Origin of the sequence: Cryobacterium sp. PH31-O1, assembly GCF_030063455.1 — a bacterium.
Classification (GTDB): Bacteria; Actinomycetota; Actinomycetes; order Actinomycetales; family Microbacteriaceae; genus Cryobacterium.
On the sequence record NZ_JASITB010000004.1, the window covers coordinates 128,929 to 145,757 of the forward strand.

General features: G+C 63.3%; 16 protein-coding genes. 3 read left to right on the top strand and 13 right to left on the bottom strand.

What is annotated here, in order from left to right; translation table 11 throughout:
• The first annotated feature begins 3 nt into the window (after nt 1-3).
• Nucleotides 4-684: an ABC transporter ATP-binding protein gene (locus tag QMK31_RS09855; protein WP_283500774.1), complete on the top strand. Its 681-nt coding sequence runs from the start codon at nt 4-6 to the stop codon at nt 682-684.
• Nucleotides 681-2,039: an ABC transporter permease gene (locus tag QMK31_RS09860; RefSeq protein ID WP_283500775.1), complete on the top strand. Its 1,359-nt coding sequence runs from the start codon at nt 681-683 to the stop codon at nt 2,037-2,039. The genes QMK31_RS09855 and QMK31_RS09860 overlap by 4 nt, the downstream gene beginning before the upstream one ends.
• 34 nt (nt 2,040-2,073) lie before the next feature.
• Here QMK31_RS09860 and QMK31_RS09865 read toward each other — a convergent pair whose 3' ends face one another.
• From QMK31_RS09865 to QMK31_RS17365, 8 genes are all read right to left on the bottom strand, one after another.
• Nucleotides 2,074-3,642, bottom strand: a complete 1,569-nt coding sequence (locus tag QMK31_RS09865; protein ID WP_283500776.1) for a GMC family oxidoreductase — start codon at nt 3,640-3,642, stop codon at nt 2,074-2,076.
• 12 nt (nt 3,643-3,654) lie between these two features.
• Nucleotides 3,655-5,136 carry an aldehyde dehydrogenase family protein gene (locus tag QMK31_RS09870; protein ID WP_283500777.1) on the bottom strand — a complete coding sequence of 494 codons (1,482 nt, stop codon included), beginning with the start codon at nt 5,134-5,136 and terminating at the stop codon, nt 3,655-3,657.
• Nucleotides 5,133-7,253 (bottom strand): choline BCCT transporter BetT, encoded by a 2,121-nt coding sequence (gene betT, locus QMK31_RS09875; protein ID WP_283500778.1) that lies wholly within the window; start codon nt 7,251-7,253, stop codon nt 5,133-5,135. Before betT ends, QMK31_RS09870 begins: the two co-directional genes overlap by 4 nt.
• Before the next feature lie 113 nt (nt 7,254-7,366).
• Nucleotides 7,367-7,852, bottom strand: coding sequence for a hypothetical protein (locus QMK31_RS09880; RefSeq protein ID WP_283500779.1), 486 nt, complete (start codon nt 7,850-7,852; stop codon nt 7,367-7,369).
• A gap of 652 nt (nt 7,853-8,504) precedes the next feature.
• Nucleotides 8,505-8,762: an SseB family protein gene (locus tag QMK31_RS09885; protein WP_283500780.1), complete on the bottom strand. Its 258-nt coding sequence runs from the start codon at nt 8,760-8,762 to the stop codon at nt 8,505-8,507.
• A 367-nt stretch (nt 8,763-9,129) separates the two neighbouring features.
• Nucleotides 9,130-9,642, bottom strand: coding sequence for an Imm61 family immunity protein (locus QMK31_RS09890; RefSeq protein ID WP_283500781.1), 513 nt, complete (start codon nt 9,640-9,642; stop codon nt 9,130-9,132).
• Nucleotides 9,639-10,565, bottom strand: a complete 927-nt coding sequence (locus tag QMK31_RS09895) for a TNT domain-containing protein (protein WP_283500782.1) — start codon at nt 10,563-10,565, stop codon at nt 9,639-9,641. The genes QMK31_RS09890 and QMK31_RS09895 overlap by 4 nt, the downstream gene beginning before the upstream one ends.
• A 664-nt stretch (nt 10,566-11,229) precedes the next feature.
• Complete coding sequence (locus QMK31_RS17365) at nt 11,230-11,541, bottom strand: WXG100-like domain-containing protein (protein ID WP_502852989.1); 312 nt, start codon at nt 11,539-11,541, stop codon at nt 11,230-11,232.
• Nucleotides 11,542-11,653: 112 nt separating this feature from the next.
• On the opposite strand from QMK31_RS17365, the gene QMK31_RS09905 reads away from it, so the two are divergent.
• Nucleotides 11,654-12,058, top strand: coding sequence for a hypothetical protein (locus tag QMK31_RS09905; protein ID WP_283500784.1), 405 nt, complete (start codon nt 11,654-11,656; stop codon nt 12,056-12,058).
• Nucleotides 12,059-12,065: 7 nt separating this feature from the next.
• Here the strand turns inward: QMK31_RS09905 and QMK31_RS09910 are convergent, their stop codons facing one another.
• The 5 genes from QMK31_RS09910 to nrdF form a co-directional block, all read right to left on the bottom strand.
• A complete protein-coding gene (locus QMK31_RS09910) occupies nt 12,066-12,395 on the bottom strand; it encodes a hypothetical protein (RefSeq protein ID WP_283500785.1) in 330 nt (109 codons plus the stop codon).
• Nucleotides 12,392-13,081 (bottom strand): hypothetical protein, encoded by a 690-nt coding sequence (locus QMK31_RS09915; RefSeq protein WP_283500786.1) that lies wholly within the window; start codon nt 13,079-13,081, stop codon nt 12,392-12,394. The genes QMK31_RS09910 and QMK31_RS09915 overlap by 4 nt, the downstream gene beginning before the upstream one ends.
• Before the next feature lie 140 nt (nt 13,082-13,221).
• Nucleotides 13,222-14,793: a transporter gene (locus tag QMK31_RS09920; protein ID WP_283500787.1), complete on the bottom strand. Its 1,572-nt coding sequence runs from the start codon at nt 14,791-14,793 to the stop codon at nt 13,222-13,224.
• Complete coding sequence (locus tag QMK31_RS09925) at nt 14,775-15,671, bottom strand: ABC transporter ATP-binding protein (RefSeq protein ID WP_283500788.1); 897 nt, start codon at nt 15,669-15,671, stop codon at nt 14,775-14,777. Before QMK31_RS09925 ends, QMK31_RS09920 begins: the two co-directional genes overlap by 19 nt.
• Before the next feature lie 176 nt (nt 15,672-15,847).
• Nucleotides 15,848-16,822 carry a class 1b ribonucleoside-diphosphate reductase subunit beta gene (gene nrdF / locus QMK31_RS09930; protein ID WP_283500789.1) on the bottom strand — a complete coding sequence of 325 codons (975 nt, stop codon included), beginning with the start codon at nt 16,820-16,822 and terminating at the stop codon, nt 15,848-15,850.
• Nucleotides 16,823-16,829 lie beyond the last annotated feature (7 nt).

Here is a 16,829-nt window from a genome sequence, read left to right on the forward strand (position 1 = left end):
CCGGTGGTGACAGCCCCGGTCGTCGAACTGGTCAACGTGACGCGGTCGTTTCCCGGCCCGCCCGAGGTACAGGCTCTCAAATCGGTGAACCTGCGGGTTGAACGCGGCGACTACCTGTCGATCGTTGGCCCGAGTGGCTCCGGAAAGTCGACGATGCTCAACCTGCTCGGCCTCCTCGACCGGCCGAGCGTCGGTGAATACCACCTCGACGGAACGTCAACGAGTCTTCTCGATGAGAAGCAGCGCGCCATCGTGCGTGGCGGCACCATCGGGTTTGTTTTTCAGTCATTTCACCTGCTACCCCACCGCAACGTGCTCGATAACGTGCTGCTCGCCACCCTGTACAGCGGTGTTCCCCGTGCCGAACGGGAGGATCGCGCCCGCGCCGCGCTTGACCGGGTAGGCCTCAACCATCGGCTCAATTTTCTGCCAGGCACCCTCTCCGGTGGAGAGCGCCAACGCGTCGCGGTCGCCCGCGCCGTCGTCGCCTCGCCCGAACTACTGCTCGCCGACGAACCCACCGGAAACCTCGACGAGACCACCGGCGGCGAGGTCATGGACCTGTTCGAAGAGCTGCACGCCGACGGCCTCACCCTCATCGTCATCACCCACGACCAGGCGGTGAGCGATCGCGCCGAACGCCGCGTGCGCATCACCGACGGCCGCCTGAGCGAACTGTCATGACATTCTTCGGCAAGCGGATGCTGCGCCGCCGTTCCCGCGCCGCCGCCGCCCCCGAGCCGGTCGCCGCTGTCTCGGGCACCGAGCCGGCGACATCCGCTGAACTGACTGCGCCCAGCATCGTTCCAGTCATTGCCCGCGCCAACCGATTCTCGGTGCAGGATCTACTCATAGAGGCAAGCTACGGCGTGGGGGCCCGCCCCAGTCGACTCGTCATGACGACCCTCGGCACCGTGCTCGGTATTGCCTCGCTCGTGGTCACGATCGGGTTCGCGCAGACCGCCGCCGGGCAGATTTCCAACCAGTTCGACGCCGTCTCGGCGACCCAGATTATGATCGAACCGGCCTCGACGCGTAATTCGAGCGGCAATGAGCAGGCTACCGGTCGGTTGCCGTGGGATTCCCCGGAGCGGGTCGATCGGCTCGCCGGGGTGAAACGCGCCGGTCTCGTGGCCGATGTCGACGTTGCCGGAGCGCTCATCACCTCTGTTCCGGTCAATGACCCCTCGGCCGCGCAGACCCTAAGCCCCGCAGTGATCGCCACCTCACCGGGTCTGCTCGCCGCCGTGCGCGGCGACGTCGTCACCGGACGGTACTTCGACGCCGGCCATGACGAGCGCGGAGACCGGGTGGCAGTGCTCGGCGCGCGGGCCGCCGAAACGCTCGGCATCAACCGCGTCGACTCACAGCCATCCATCTTTATCGGCGAGGTTCCCTACACGGTTATCGGTATCATCGACGGCGTCGAGCGTCGTGCCAACCTGCTCGACGCGGTCATCGTGCCGCTGAACACCGCGCGCACCGAATTCGCTCTGGCTGCTCCCGCCGAACTGCACGTGCAAATCAATGTCGGCGCCGGCACGCTTGTCGCCCGCCAGGCACCGATAGCCCTCGATCCAGGCGCGCCCGAGAATTTTAAGGTGCAAGCTCCCGCTGCGGCGTCGTCGCTGCAAGACAACATCCAGGCCGACATCAACATCGTTTTTCTCACCCTCGGCATTCTCGCGCTGCTCGCCGGCGGGCTCGGCATCGCCAACGTGACGCTGCTCTCGGTGATGGAACGGGTCGGTGAGATCGGCCTGCGCCGGGCGCTCGGCGCGACCAAACGCGACATCGCTCGACAGTTCATCGTGGAGTCGGCGGTGATCGGCCTGCTCGGCGGTCTGATCGGCTCAGCTCTCGGGGTGTTCGCGGTCGTCGTCGTGTCGCTGCTGCAGGGCTGGACGCCCATTCTCGACCCCTTCGTCGCCATCGGAGCTGCCCTGCTCGGAACCGTCGTCGGTCTCGCCGCCGGTGCCTACCCCGCGGTGCGCGCCTCGAACATCGAGCCGATCACAGCGCTTCGCGGCGGCACCTAGCCAGCCCGGCGCGACCCAGGCTGGCCAGCCACCATCAGCGTGCGGCTCGGGCTGCCTGCACCAGCAGGGCGCACCGCTCGCCGATCATCATGGTCGTGATGTTGGGGTTCACGGTCACCAGCTCGGGCATCACGGAAGCGTCGGCAACGCGCAGTCCGGTGACCCCCTTGACGCGAAGCTCGGGGTCAAGCGGCGAGCCGATGTCGTCCACGGCGCCCATCCGCACGGTACCGGCCGGGTGATACACCGTGTTGTGCGTCTTCTGAATGTACGCGGTGATCTCGGCATCCGTTTGTACGGCCGTGCCCGGGTACAGCTCCTCGCCCGCCCAGGCGGCCATGGCCGGCTGGGCCACAATTTCGCGGGCCTTGCGAATACCGGCGATCATCACCCGCATGTCGTGCGGGTCAGTGAAATAACGCGGGTCGACGAGCGGCTTATCGCGATAGTCGCGGCTGCGCAGCTTCACGGTTCCGCGCGAGCGCGCGTGGGTCACGTTCGGCGTGAGGCAGAAGCCGTTCTCCGTGGTCGGATACCCCTGGCGGGCCGTGTGCATGTCAAAGGGCACCGAACCGTAGTGAAACATCAGGTCGGGGCGGTCGAGGCCCTCTTCGGTGGTGGTGAAAATGCCGAGCTCCCACCACTGGGTCGACTCGGTCGGCATCGGCTGCTTGGCCTCCCACTGAATCACACCTTCGGGGTGGTCTTGAAAGTTCTCGCCCACTCCGGGCGAATCGGCGAGCACCGCAATGCCGTGCTCCTGCAATTGCGCGGCGGGGCCGACCCCGGAGAGCATGAGCAGCTTCGGAGAATCAATAGCGCCGGCCGAGAGAATCACTTCACCTGTCGCGGTGAGAGCCCGCGTGCGGCCGACCGCATCGACAACGAGCACGCCCGTGCACCGCTTGGCAGCGTCGAAGGTAAGTTGCCGCGCGCGCAGGTCCGTCAGCAGGGTAAAGTTTTTCCGCTCCAAAATGGGGTGGATGTACGACACCGAAGAGGATGCCCGGGTACCATCAGCCTGCCGGTTGATCTGGAAGAAGTTCGCGCCGTTGACCACCGTCCCGCCGGAGTTGAACGTGACCCGCGGAATGCCGGTCTGCTCACAAGCATCCAGCAGGGCGACGCCGCTGGGATCGTTCGGCGGCACGTCCATGAGGTGCACCGGTCCGTCGTGCCCGTGGTGGGGCGCCGGGTCGGAATTGCTCTCAAGCTTCTGAAACAGCGGAAAGGTATTGGCGGATTCCCAGCCGGTGGCGCCGTGCTTTTCGGCCCAGTCGTCGAGGTCTTCGGCCGGGGCCCAGAACGCGATGCAGGAGTTGTGGCTGGAGCATCCGCCCATCACCTTGGCTCGGGCATGGCGCATGAACGAGTTGCCGTTCTCCTGCGGTTCGATCGGGTAGTCCCAGTCATAACCGGACTCGAGCAGTTCCATCCAACGGTCGAGCTGCAAAATAGCGTCAATGCCGCGGTCGTCGGGGCCGGCCTCCACGAGTGCTACCTGCACGGCAGGGTCCTCGCTGAGGCGGGCGGCGACGGCGGCACCGGCCGAGCCGCCGCCGATCACGATGTAGTCAAAGTCAGTCTTGGTTAGTTCAGTCATCTGGGTCGCTCTCTAACGCGCCGCGAACCAGCCGGTGACGGCGGGGGCGGTGTTCTGGTAAATATGCTTGGTCTCCTGGTACTCAGCGAGGCCGCTCGGGCCGAGCTCCCGACCCACGCCGGACTGGCCGTAACCGCCCCATTCCGCTTGCGGCAGGTATGGATGAAAGTCGTTGATCCAGACGGTGCCGTGGCGTAGGCGCTTCGCCATCCGCTGCGCTCGACCGGCATCCTGGGTCCACACAGCGCCGGCGAGGCCGTAGACGGTGTCGTTGGCAATAGCGACGGCTTCATCTTCGGTCTCAAATGTTTCCACCGTCACTACCGGGCCGAACGCCTCGTCGATGACGACGCTCATGCCGCGCTTGACCTGGTCAAGAATGGTCGGGGTGTAGTAGAAGCCCTTTTCCAACTCGCCGGTGCCCCAGGTGCCGCCGCAGCGCAGGCGGGCACCCTCCTCAAGGCCCTTCTTCACGTAGGCGCTCACCTTGTCGCGGTGCGCGGCAGAGATCAGTGGCCCGGTTTCGGCGTTGGGGTCGAACGGACCGCCGAGCTGTATCTGGTTGGCGCGGCGCACGAGTTCATCTACAAACCTTTCCGCAACGGATGCCTCCACCACGAGCCGCGCACCCGCCGAGCAGACCTGCCCCGAGTGCACGAACGCCCCGTTAAGCGCATTGTCGACGGCGGCGTGAAAGTCGGCATCGGCAAAAACAACGTTGGGATTCTTCCCACCGAGTTCTAGGGCAACCTTCTTCACCGTTCCGGCAGCCGCAGCAGCAATCTTTTTGCCGGTTTCCAGGCCCCCGGTAAAGCTGACCAGGTCGATATCCGGGTGGCTGGACAGCGGCGCACCGGCCACGGCCCCGGCGCCGAGCACGAGGTTGGCAACGCCGGCGGGCAGTCCAAGGTCATTCAGCAGCACCATCATCAGAATCGAGGTATGCGGGGTGAGCTCGCTGGGCTTGAGAATAAAGCTGTTGCCTGCGGCCAGCGCCGGGGCGATCTTCCAGGCGGCCTGCAGAAGCGGGTAGTTCCAGGGAGCGATGAGGCCGCACACACCAACCGGTTCGACCACGATGCGGCTGACCACACTCTCGTCGCCCGCATCAACGATCCGCCCGGCATCCTGACCGGCGAGCTTGCCGAAGTAGGCGAAGCAATTGGCGATATCGTCCATGTCGATTTCACTCTCGACCAGGCGCTTGCCGGTGTCCAGGGTCTCGGCGCGAGCAAACTGCGCCTTACGCACCCGCAATTCCGCGGCCACGCGCAGCAGAAAATCGCCGCGCTCGGGAGCGGGAACTAAAGACCAGACGCCGCTATCAAACGAGGTGCGGGCCGACTGGATCGCGGCCTCAACATCTGCTGTGGTGGCTTCAGAGACGGTGCCAACCGGCTCACCGTCGGCCGGGCAGCTAATGAGGCGGGTACCGCCGTCGGCGGCGGGCATCCAAGTGCCGTTAATGAATAGGGTCGAGGTCATATTGCTCATTTCTTCACGTCTTCGGAGTCGTAATCGGCTTCCCAGTTGTCTTTAGACATCTGGTCATCGGGCAGGGCGGTGTTGCCGGGCTCAGTGCGGTTGAGGTGCAGAAAGTCGAGGTGTGTCTCATAGTGGTCGAGCACGTCGGTAATGACTTGCTCCTTGCTATAGCCCGAGAGGTCGTACCCGTGGCTGCCCTCGAGGGAGAACACCTCCATGCGGTAGTACTTGCCACGCTCCGACTCGGTGCGCACGGCGTAGGTGGGAATATCCAACTGAACGGGGTAAATCTGGTACTTGAATTCGCGCTCGTCGCCCATCGACACCAGCAGGTCAAGGTGGGGAATCTGCAGCCCGTCGACGACGCCCTCGGTTAGGGTCACCTCGGCGCCCTGGGCCCGAAGCTCTTCATGCACTTCCCGCAACGCCGGTAGTGCCACGGTCGACACAAAATGCTCGGCCTGGCGCTGGCCAGGGTAGCTCATTGCTCGACTGAGGCGCTGACGCCAGTTGCGCGTGCGGGCAGGGTCGCCACTACGACCGGAAAGCAATCCGGGCAGGCTGACCCGGTAGCTGTCGGTGACAGACTGCTCCACACGAAGGGCCTTATACAGGCCCAACATAACTAACAACAACACCGCCGAGAAGGGCAGCCCCATAATGATCGTGGCATTCTGCAGCACCGGGATGCCTCCCACCAGCAGCATGGCGAAGGTCAGGAGGCCGGTTGTGACCGCCCAGAACACGCGCAGCCACTTCGGGCCGTCGGATTCGGAGTTCTTCAGGTGCGAGGTGAAGTTGGCCATCACAAGCGCCCCGGAGTCGGCGGACGTGACGTAGAACAGGAGGCCAGTAAAGGTGGCGATGGCGGCGGTCAGCGGCGCCAGGGGAAACTGGTCGAGTAGAGAGTAGAAAGCCTGCTCCGGGGAGTTCATCGCAATTTCACCGAAGCCGGCGTCACCACCGATCACGATGGCCAGGGCGCTGTTTCCGAAGACGGCGATCCACAGCAGGATGAACGCGAACGGCACCACGAGAACGCCCGAAACGAACTGACGAATCGTGCGACCGCGCGAGATGCGAGCCAGGAACAGCCCCACGAACGGCGCCCAGGCAATCCACCACGCCCAGAAGAAGAGGGTCCAGCCGTTCAGCCAGGCATCCGGTCGATCGTAGGCGAAGGTGTTGAGGGTCATGCCGGGAAACCGGCTGAGCGTATCGCCGACGTTTTGTACGATGGCGTCGAGCAAAAATGAGGTGTTACCCACGACGAGCACGAACAGCATGAGCCCGACGGAGAGCAGCACGTTCAATTCTGACAACCGGCGGATGCCCCGCTCAACGCCGGTCACGGCCGAAATAGTGGCCATCACCACCGACAACGCAATGAGCGATCCCTGCACGAACATTGTTTGCGGCGCATCGAACATGAAGGTCAGGCCGTAGTTGAGCTGAGCGACGCCGATGCCGAGGCTGGTGGCGATGCCGAAGATGGTGCCGAGAATGGCCGCGATGTCCACCGCGTGACCGATCGGGCCGTGAATGCGCTTGCCAAATATGGGGTACAACGCAGAGCGGATGCTCAGTGGCAGGTTCTGGCGGTACGCAAAGTAGCCAAGCGCCAGGCCCATGAGCGCGTAGAGCGCCCAGCCGGTGATGCCGTAGTGGAACAGTGTCCACACCATGGCCTGGCGTGCCGCCTCTAGGGTGCTGCCATCGCCCGTCGGGGGCGCCAGATATTGGGTGACCGGCTCAGACACCGAGAAGAACATCAGGTCGATGCCGATTCCAGCCGCAAAAAGCATAGCGGTCCAGGTAAACAGACTGTATTGCGGGCGTGAGTGGTCGGGACCCAGTCTCGTCTTACCCACCCGCGACAGGGCGATGAAGATGACGAAGGCCAGCACAATGGTGACGATCAGAAAGTAGTACCAACCGAGGTTGGTAGAGACCCAGCCAACGACAGCTCCGATGACAGCGCTGGCGTTGTCGGGGGCCAAAATGGCCCAGAGGGCAATGGCGATAATGCCCGTCGCAGAGCCAATGAATACGGTCTTGTTGACTCTGGAGGGGGCTTCGTCAGCCGCGGTAGAAACGGTGGTAGACAGAGAAATGGTGAACCTCAAAGATTGGAGCGACGCGTCCTCCCCCGGCAACGGCAACGGGGGTTGGGAGGGACTAGTCTAACAACCCCCCATTTTTGGTGGCCCCGCGCACACCACGTTGACCCTAAATCTTCCTACGATTTGTCTCGGGCAGCGAGCCGGGCACGCCCCTCAGCCAACCGCACGTTCAACCACTCCGGCTGCTTGTCTTCATCGGTCGGAAAAATCTCCTGATCCTGCAGGTAACAGATCGGATCTATCGGAGCATCGTCCCAGTCTGCCTCCTGGTCATAGTTGTACTCCGCCGTAGCGCCACCCGATGCCTGCACGACCACAAAAATACTGAACCACGTCCCCGCCCCCGGACGATAAGACGCCGCCCGCAATACCTCAAGAGCGTCGCCAACTTCGTCCGGCGTGGTGGGCGTGTTGTATCGCCCCTCGGGCATCTCGCGGCGACCGGACGGGTTAAAGACTCGCACCTTGAGTGCCGACACGGGGATCGTCATGCTCGCGCGAAACTCGACGTGCTCGTCGCCGTCCTCGAGCATCGCAGACAAAGCTCGCGCTACGGCAGTGAAAGCTTCTTGCTCGGCCAGCAGCCCGTAAGACTCAGACATTCTTGAAGACCCTTTCGATGGGATCGGCACCGTTAATGCTGTATTAAACCTTAAATCTGTCGGTCACCTTGCCTCCGTCTGAATAGTGCGGTCGTACATCGACCATGATCCCGGTATTCGGGTCGGCGGTCAGCATCGTGCGCCACGTGTTCTCCAGATTGAAGAAGCTCTCGCCGCCGCCCCGGTTAAGCGCGCATCACCCAACGCCAAACGCTCCGTATGCGCCAACACCGTGCGCCCCAGATCATCCGTCTTAAACACATGCGCATAACTGGCACCGTCAGCAGCGCTAGCCACGTCCGGATGCACCACATACGTCGTGTTCGGCTGCGGCGTCATCAAATCCGCATTCAAAGTACCCGTACCGCCATACCGCGTCTCCACGTATGCGACCGACCCCTGCGCATCCGTAAAGAAATCTCCACGACCGTCGACGTGATAGACGATGTCCGGCAGCAGGTCCGCGCGCGACGCGAAGGGCGTATCGCGATGACGCTAACAACCGGAGCCGATTTGTCCGCAGGCTAGGAGCTCGTCAACTCGCTCGCAAAATCCACTGCGCCAAGAGCCGGTAGCTCAAATCCGAAGGTTGTTCCGGGGTTGACGGTGATCCCAGCGTCCGCAGGGATCCGTCTGAAGAACTCCAGCCCGGTCATGACAACCACGAACGTTCTGGTCGTTCAAAAGCCCGCATCAAATCAGAATGGGTAAAGACTGCCAGGAAACGACTACCGTCGCGTTCCACCACGAGCGGCTCGAATTCCCCCACGTCCGTGAATGGTGCTCGCGAGAGCAACAGAACCTCTGAGGCTGCCAACGTCCAGAGCAATGCCTGCACAGTCAGCGACCCCTGGCGCGCCTTTACTATGGCGCGTTCGAGCACCGTCGTCGGCCGAGATTCGCTGGTCATCTAGAACATCCTCTCCAAAATACGTAATAGCTTCTTGATAAGTTGCCTCGGAAGCGCATCCGCGGGCCCCGAACCGGCCGACCGGCATCCGCCTCAGGCCCGACCTCCAGCTTTAGGCCACACCCAGCGGTCGAGCGTCAGGTTCCAGAAACACTCCGCGCAGTTTGAGGAATGACATTGAGCAAGAATAGGAAGCACGTACAGCAGGGTGATAATTGCTCGCACGGGAGCTGAATACGCCAACCATTGGCTGGCCAAGCCACAGCTCTTCCCGTCCACCATATTGCTGCTGCGAAACCACACGGAGGGAAGCGCCTGATTCGAGTTCTTCCACTAATCCTGCCAAGAAATCGTCACGATCTCGAACTCATTGAGTCGAAAAGAGCGGACCGCCGGAAATGCTGCCTGCCGACTCGATGATCTCAGTCACGCTGGCATTGGCGAAATATGAGAACTGCACATCCGGCTGCAACCGATAGGGATCACGCTTTACGAACCGGATGGGACCGCGCTGCCCGACCAGCAATCTCACGAGCCCATCCTCTTCACGCGCAGAAATACCAGCGGCATACTCCCCGACGCGACCGGGAACCTGCAGCCGCGCCAGTCCCTCCCTCTGACGGACATTCCCAGCCAGTTCAACAGCGAGGGCCCTCTCGATGTCCGTCACATCATCTGAACTCATGACGAACCGTTCGGCCTCACTGCGCTCTGCTCGTGTGAGGGCGAAGGAGTCCGATCCTCCCCCACGAACATAGAACCGAATTTCTCCTCCACCGTCGGCGATCACGACGGCGGATTCGCCGGAGTCAAACGTGATGGTGTTTGCCGCCCGGTCTACCCAGCGTCGGAAAGCTGACGAAAAGACATTGACGTTCACTTGATCAGCACCCCAAGTAGGTCGTAGACCGGAACGGCTTCGCCAGCGTCATCAATGTATCTGATCTGAATACCTCCACCGGCACGACCAACGCCTGGCGCTATTTCACTCACCTTGACTGTCCACCCCGGCGGCAAGACACCCATGACGTCGTAGGCAGCGAATGGCTTATCCAGTGACGAGATTGGCAGAGATCGCGCTTCGAAGGGTGCTGAAACTCCGTCGACTCTCAAACCGAGATAGGTACCTCCCGGATAGCCGATCCGGTCAAGTGTTGTCCCATAGTCGCGCTGAAGCGCACCGTAGTCGTCGTAGGCGACGCGGGTACCGCGGGTGGCGCCAGAATTCGGCGGGTAATTATCGTGCCCGTTTAGAAACACGTAGCGAGAATCGAACGTCCCTTGACTAAGCGGAGTTCCGTCCACCTCACGCCCGTACGGCGCGGCGGAGTCAGCAATAAGGTCGAAAGTTTTCTCGTTCATCGGCGTCTCCACGGGGTAAGTTGACGTGCCAGATCCCGACAGGGTCTCACCATAGTGCAGATCTTTCGGCGTAACGGGATCATCTGCTAAGCGTTCCCAGCCCTCACCTCGAGATGCGCAAGAATGAAGCGGGTCTGTCAACGTGTCGATTCGATCTTGAATGGATGCAGCGGGGATTTCGCCATCGCCGGTATCGAGCCGGTCAGAGCTCGCGGCCGCATCGGCCTCGAGCTTGTCGAAGTCGGCATTGATGTCATCAGAGAGTTTGTCGAATCGCTCATCGAGGTCAACGACGCTGGTGGTCGGCGTGCCCGCTGAGGGCGCTCCATCGCCCGAGACCGTCGCCAGGCCCGCGGGCCGTGCGCCCTCGCCCACGCCGGATGCGTCCGCCGAGGACCGCGACAGACCCTGCGGTGGCGCTGCATCCGCTGCTGAAGGCATGGCGTTATTGGCAACCGGGGATGCCTGAGCCTGGTCGGCACTGCTGCCGACAGGCGTCGCATCCGCTTGGCCATTCGCCCCGGTCGGAGCGGCGTCATCAAAATTTCTGCCGCCGGGCTGGTAACCGGTGACATTGCCGTCAAGCGCTGGGTGGCTGACAGCCGGTGGCGCATCAACAGCCGGCACGGCCGAGCCTGCCGTAGCAGATGGGCCCACCGAAACTGAGGCCAGCACCCGCTCCCGGCCTGCGTCGCTTGGCGCGTCAGTGTCGGCGTCCGTCGGGAGACGGTCAGAGCTGCCGGCAGCACCCGCAACCGGCGGCACCGAGTCGTCGTGCCTGTCGCGCGGTGCATCGGCATCGGCATCGACATCTGGAGGAAGACGGTCAGAACTACCAGACGCGCCCGATGCCGGCACGACATCATCATTTGCGCGGGGAGCGTCAACATCCGGGCGAACGACGGGCCCTGCAGCCGCGCCCGGAACGGCCGGAGCATTCAGCGCGCCCGGCGACGTCGTCGTTTCGGACCCCGCCGGAGTACCCGCGGCCACAGCACCAATGACAATCGCCTGCGCATTAAACGAACCCTCCGTGATCAGGGACGACACCCCACCCTCAATGCCACCACCCGCCGCATTCGCCGCAATTTGCACACCGAAACCATCAACCCGCCACCCGAACCGCCAAGGCCGCCGCACCCACACCGGCCGAAATACCCGCCGTGAACGCCGCCAACGCCGCCAACGCCAGGCTGATCCCCACCGTCGCCGCGATCTCCACCGCCAACTGCGCCAACATCTTCCACACCTCAGCGTGGGCACTCTCCACGTCCCCGGCATACTCCGTGCAGTCCTCCGACAACGACCGCGCCTCCGACACCAACGCCCGCACCTCGGTCGCCAACCCCGACACCATCGTCGAAATACCAGCAACCTCCACCGACTCAGCGGATGCCAACGGCTGATCGTCCATCATCGGGCTGGTCGTCTGGCTCGTGATCGGCGCGCAGAACAGCGACGCGACCGCGGCATCCGTTGCGGTAACGACGACGTCCAGAAACGTGCACGTCACCTAGGACGGCCCGGACGTGCTCTATGCGCTCTTCGCTGTGGGTGGCCACAGCGGCGACGTGCTCGATGTGTCGCAGCTTGTGAGGAGCCGGGAAGCCTGGATTCCCCGCGCGCCACTGCTCATCGGCGACGAAATCCTCGACGAGTGGCGCACCCTCTTCGACCCGGCGCTGCTCCTCGAGTCGCTCGCCGGCGGCGCCGACCCGTCCACGGGCCCGGTCACCGGAGAACCGGCGCGCATCAGTGTCGTGATCGACTCGGGCGAGGGGTCGGCTGGCAGTCTCGTGATCGCGGCCGACGGGCATCCGCCGCCCAGCCGTCTCACCGTGGGCGACGCGCTCAGAGTTGCTGACGTGCGCTTTTCGGCGTGGGGAACGGTCGTTACGATTTCGACGCCGGCACCGATCGTGCAGGCCTGCTAGACGAGCGCTACCAGCCGGCGATGCCGGCGCAGGCGATGCCGAGGCGGTTCAGGCCGGCCTCCTGGTCGGTGAATGCGCGCCACACCCCCGCGGTGTCGCCCGATCGGGCCGCCTGCTCCATCGCGTCGAGCGTGCGCGGGGCGCCCGCCGCCCACTTCACGTAATCCGCGTTGTCGATGCCGTCAGCGCCCTCCGCGGCGACCGTGCGCACCGGGCCGATCAGCGAAATGACCATCGGCATCACCGTGGCATTGCCCTGACTCTCAATCACACGCTGCATAAGAGCGACGACGGGTTCGGCCAGGCGGGTGCAACGGTCACGCAGCACGGCGGTCATCCGTTCGCCTTCGTTTGGTTGTTTCTGGGCATGTACCAGGCCGAGGTATTCGTCACGTCATACGTCACGGCAACCCCGTGACGTTCGGCGGCGGTCACGAGAGCCTGAACCGCGTCTTGAAAAACGGGGTCGACCAGGCCCTGACCCCAGACGCCCTTGAACCCGGTCACCTTCTTGTCGGCGTCGAGGGCGCGCAACACCTTCGGCGGGTTGCCGACCCGGGCCAGCACCCCGTCGGAGTCTGTGACGAAGACGTCGACGAACATCGTCGAGTCCGTGCCGAACAGATGCGTCACGGTTGAGGTGTACGGCGACATCCCCCGAGGAGTCAGCGAATGGTCGTAGATTCTCACGTAGCTGACCTCGGCCCAGGCGATGGTTCCCAGTCGCGGCAGGCCAAGACCAACCTCGGAGACGGACAGCGCGAGGCGATTGTCGGCATTCCACTTGTTCTCGGCCTGGCGCGCGGTGAACAAGCTGGTCGCTGCTCCGATGCCAAAGATGAGAATGGCGAAGACGTACGCGAACCACGAACGGGCCGTGAGGGCGCTGGCGACCAGGCCGCCCAGAAGAAAGAGCGTGAAAACCAGGCCGGCGACGGTGTTGGCTCGCCGATACTTGGCGGCGAGGCCCGGCGCGTACCGGGCAACGTAGGCGTTCGCCAGGTTGGGCGGCGTTGGTTCCATGGTTGCAGCTCCTCACGTACGTCGCTGGAGGCAAATCGACGTCAGCGGGCCGTCCTGACCCCCATTCGCGGACTAGTCGACGAGCCTCCATCGTACTGTGTCGCAATTTGGAGCGACGCGGGCAGCACCTGCGGTGGGAGTTATCTCTGTAGCGCGAGTGACTCGAGCAGTTCGGGGGCGCGGCGGTCGAGCCGCGCGCCACCCCAGCGGATACCCATCTGGAAGAACACCAACCCGAGTATTAGACCCACGACCAGCGCGAGCCAACTGAAGAGCGCCTGACCGGTCACCGCAGCCACGATCAGCAGCGTGAGCTCGGGCGCGACCAGTAGGGAAAGAATCCCCCAGGTAGCCATCGACGATACGACGGTCGTGAAGCCAGCCCCTGGCGGCGACTTGAACGGGCTGTCGCCCGGAGCCGGAACCGGAACCACTACCGTCGCCGAGGACACACTCGAAAGCCCCAGGCCGCTGAGCAAAATACCGATCGACAGGCCGAGGATTCCCGGCAACAGGCTCCACGTGGAGGAGAGCATTACCGATACGACCGAGAAGATGAGCACAATTGGTCCAGCGAAAACCAAAACCGCCAGGGCCCGACCGGTGCGGTCAGCAATTCCGGTGACCCCGAGTGACATATGGCTGGCGAAGGCGGTGCCGTCGTAGGACAGATCGGTGAAGATGGCGAGGGCGAGAAACAGCGCCGCGATCGGCGCCATCGCGTTGAAGAACGCGGGCGAGTCGTTCGTCGAACTGTAGAACCACAGAAGCGCGGGCATCAGCGGAACGAGAATCAGTTGCTTGGAATAGCGCGGATCCCGAATCCAGTAGGTGAGCGAGCGCGCCATGACCGCCCCGGTTGGCGTTTCGGGAACGACCGCGAACAGACCGAGTTTGCCGTGGGTGCTCGCGCGCGCGGTGGAACGCGGCGGCGCGACGAGCACAGTGGCCAGGGCTCGTCGCCACACAAGCGCCATCACCACCAGTGTCGCCAGGCCAATCAGAAATTTGAGCCCGGCGATGCCGTAGTGGCCGAGCGCGAGTTCCGACGGCACCGCCCAGAGGGCTCCGAGGGGTGTCCACGATAGTGCCTCGGCCACCCCGGGCAAGGCATCCTGGGCGTTGCTGATCCCGCTGGAGACACCGACAATGATCGGTCCGGCGAGGAACATCGGAATAAGGATGAGCGTTCCGCCCACTTCGCGAAACCGGCGCCCCGAGGTGAGCGTGCTGCTGAGGGACGCCACCATGCGCGATCCCACGACACACGTGAGTGCGGCGAGCACCCCGCACACAAGCGCGACCACGGCGATGAGCGGATGCCGCCACCAGGTTGTTGCTGTGGCGAGGGCGGCGAGAACTGTAACGATACCGGGGATGCCGAGCACCCCGGCAAACATGAGCCCGATCTGCATCTGGCCGAGCGGGATGGGAAAGTTTACGAGCCGGGCGGTGTCGAGGGTCTGGTCGATGCCGGCCACCACGATAGGCAGCACGAGCCAGCCGAGAATCGTCGCCGACCCGGCCAGAATGACTATGGTGCGCGCCAGTTCCACCGGGGCGTTGCCAAGAACCACCAGGCCGAAGGTGACGATTAGGAGCAGACCGAGACCATAGACGGCACCAAAGATCAGGGCCACCACCTGCCACGGACTGCGGCGCAGGCCATTGCGGAGCAGAAGCAGGCGTAGCGTTACGAGATGTTTAACCACGCCGGCCCCTCTGCGTGGTGGCGGCCACCGACAAGTTGCACGAAGCGCTCTTCGAGGGTAGACCCAGCGCGCACTTCATCGATGGTGCCCGCGGCCACAACACGGCCGGCGGCGATCACGGCCACATGGTCACACATCCGCTGCACTAGGTCCATGGCGTGGCTAGACACGATTACGGTGCCACCCGAGCGCACATAGCCCTGCAAAATGTCGCGGATGTTCGCAGCCGACACCGGGTCGACCGATTCAAAGGGTTCGTCGAGCACGAGCAGTCTCGGGGCGTGCACGAGAGCACAGGCTAGCGCGATCTTCTTGGTCATGCCGGCGGAATAGTCCACCACGAGGTTGCCGGCGGCGTCTTGAAGGTCGAGCAGGCGTAACAGGTCCGCCACGCGTTCAGCCACGGTGTCGCGGGTCATGCCCGAAAGCAGGCCCGAGTAGGTGACGAGTTGTTCGCCGGACAGCCGGTCGAAAAGCCGCACGCCGTCGGCCAGGATGCCCACGAGTCGCTTGGCCTCGAGCGGGTTCTGCCACACGTCGACACCCTGAATCCAGATCTTCCCAACGTCCGGGCGCAGCAGGCCGGTCGCCATCGACAGCGTCGTGGTCTTGCCGGCACCGTTGGGTCCGACGAGACCGTAGAAGGAGCCAACGGGCACGTCGAGGTTGATGCCGTTCACGGCCACGGTTTCGCCGAAGCGCTTGCCGAGCCCACGAATCGAGAGCGCGGCCGAAGCGTTACCTTGTAGCGTGGGCGGCGGGGAGGGCTGCGGCGCAGGCGGTGGGGCTGCCTGCGCGTTTGCGTTGATCCGCTCACGGATCGACTCGGCTTCGGTGGGCTCCGGCATGGCATTGACCTCTTCCTGGTGTGCTGTCATCTATTCGAGCTTGCCGCGCGGGCCCGATAATCGTTACGGCTACTTCAGGGTATAGACAGCGCATACCGGGGCGCATCTCCTGAGGTACGTGAAGTGCAGCGTTTTCGCCGATCGGTGTGACCCTGAACCGGCAAAGGCCCCCGAATTTTCGGGGGCCTTCGGCTTTACTGCGAGCTTTAGAAGTCCCAGTCGTCGTCTTCGGTTACGACGGCTTTACCGATCACGTACGACGAGCCAGACCCGCTGAAGAAGTCGTGGTTCTCGTCGCCGTTCGGTGAGAGCGCCGAGAGAATCGCCGGGTTCACGTCGCAGACGTCCTTGGGGAAGATGGCTTCAAACCCCAGGTTCATCAACGCCTTGTTGGCGTTGTAGTGCAAAAACATCTTCACGTCTTCGGTCAGACCGACCTCGTCGTACAGGTCCTGCGTGTACTGCACCTCGTTCTCGTACAACTCGAAGACCAGGCTGAACGCATAGTCCTTGATCTCGTCGCGGCGCTCCTGGGTCTCTTTTTCCATACCCTTTTGAAACTTGTAACCGATGTAGTAACCGTGCACCGCTTCATCCCGAATGATCAAACGGATGAGGTCGGCCGTGTTGGTCAGGCGCGCCCGGCTGGAGAAATACATCGGCAGGTAAAAGCCGGAGTAGAACAGGAACGACTCCAGCAGCACCGAGGCGACCTTGCGCTTGAGCGGGTCATCGCCCTGGTAATACTCCATGACGATCGAGGCTTTGCGCTGCAGGTTTTCGTTCTCGGTCGACCAGCGAAACGCCTCGTCGATGTCCTTGGTGTTGCTGAGGGTGGAGAAGATCGACGAGTAGCTCTTGGCGTGCACCGATTCCATGAAGGCAATGTTCGTGTACACGGCCTCTTCGTGCGGAGTGATGGCGTCGGGAATGAGCGAGACGGCGCCCACGGTGCCCTGAATCGTGTCGAGCAGGGTGAGCCCGGTGAACACGCGCAGGGTGAGCTGCTGCTCCACCGGGGTCAGCTGGTTCCACGACTGGATGTCGTTGCTGAGCGGAATCTTCTCCGGCAGCCAGAAGTTGTTGGTCAGCCGGTTCCAGACCTCGACGTCTTTCTCGTCTTCGATCCTGTTCCAGTTGATCGCGTCCACGTGCGACACCAGCTTGAGCTTGTCAATCATTGGAGGT

Coding starts and splice junctions, on each gene's coding strand:
- QMK31_RS09910 (WP_283500785.1), bottom strand. CDS start 12,395: ATGACCGCCGTGCTGCGTGACCGTTGCACCCGCCTGGCCGAACCCGTC.
- QMK31_RS09865 (WP_283500776.1), bottom strand. CDS start 3,642: ATGACTGAACTAACCAAGACTGACTTTGACTACATCGTGATCGGCGGC.
- QMK31_RS09885 (WP_283500780.1), bottom strand. CDS start 8,762: ATGACCAGCGAATCTCGGCCGACGACGGTGCTCGAACGCGCCATAGTA.
- QMK31_RS09870 (WP_283500777.1), bottom strand. CDS start 5,136: ATGAGCAATATGACCTCGACCCTATTCATTAACGGCACTTGGATGCCC.
- QMK31_RS17365 (WP_502852989.1), bottom strand. CDS start 11,541: ATGATGGACGATCAGCCGTTGGCATCCGCTGAGTCGGTGGAGGTTGCT.
- nrdF (WP_283500789.1), bottom strand. CDS start 16,822: ATGATTGACAAGCTCAAGCTGGTGTCGCACGTGGACGCGATCAACTGG.
- QMK31_RS09860 (WP_283500775.1), top strand. CDS start 681: ATGACATTCTTCGGCAAGCGGATGCTGCGCCGCCGTTCCCGCGCCGCC.
- QMK31_RS09880 (WP_283500779.1), bottom strand. CDS start 7,852: ATGTCTGAGTCTTACGGGCTGCTGGCCGAGCAAGAAGCTTTCACTGCC.
- QMK31_RS09925 (WP_283500788.1), bottom strand. CDS start 15,671: ATGACAGCACACCAGGAAGAGGTCAATGCCATGCCGGAGCCCACCGAA.
- QMK31_RS09915 (WP_283500786.1), bottom strand. CDS start 13,081: ATGGAACCAACGCCGCCCAACCTGGCGAACGCCTACGTTGCCCGGTAC.
- QMK31_RS09895 (WP_283500782.1), bottom strand. CDS start 10,565: ATGCCTTCAGCAGCGGATGCAGCGCCACCGCAGGGTCTGTCGCGGTCC.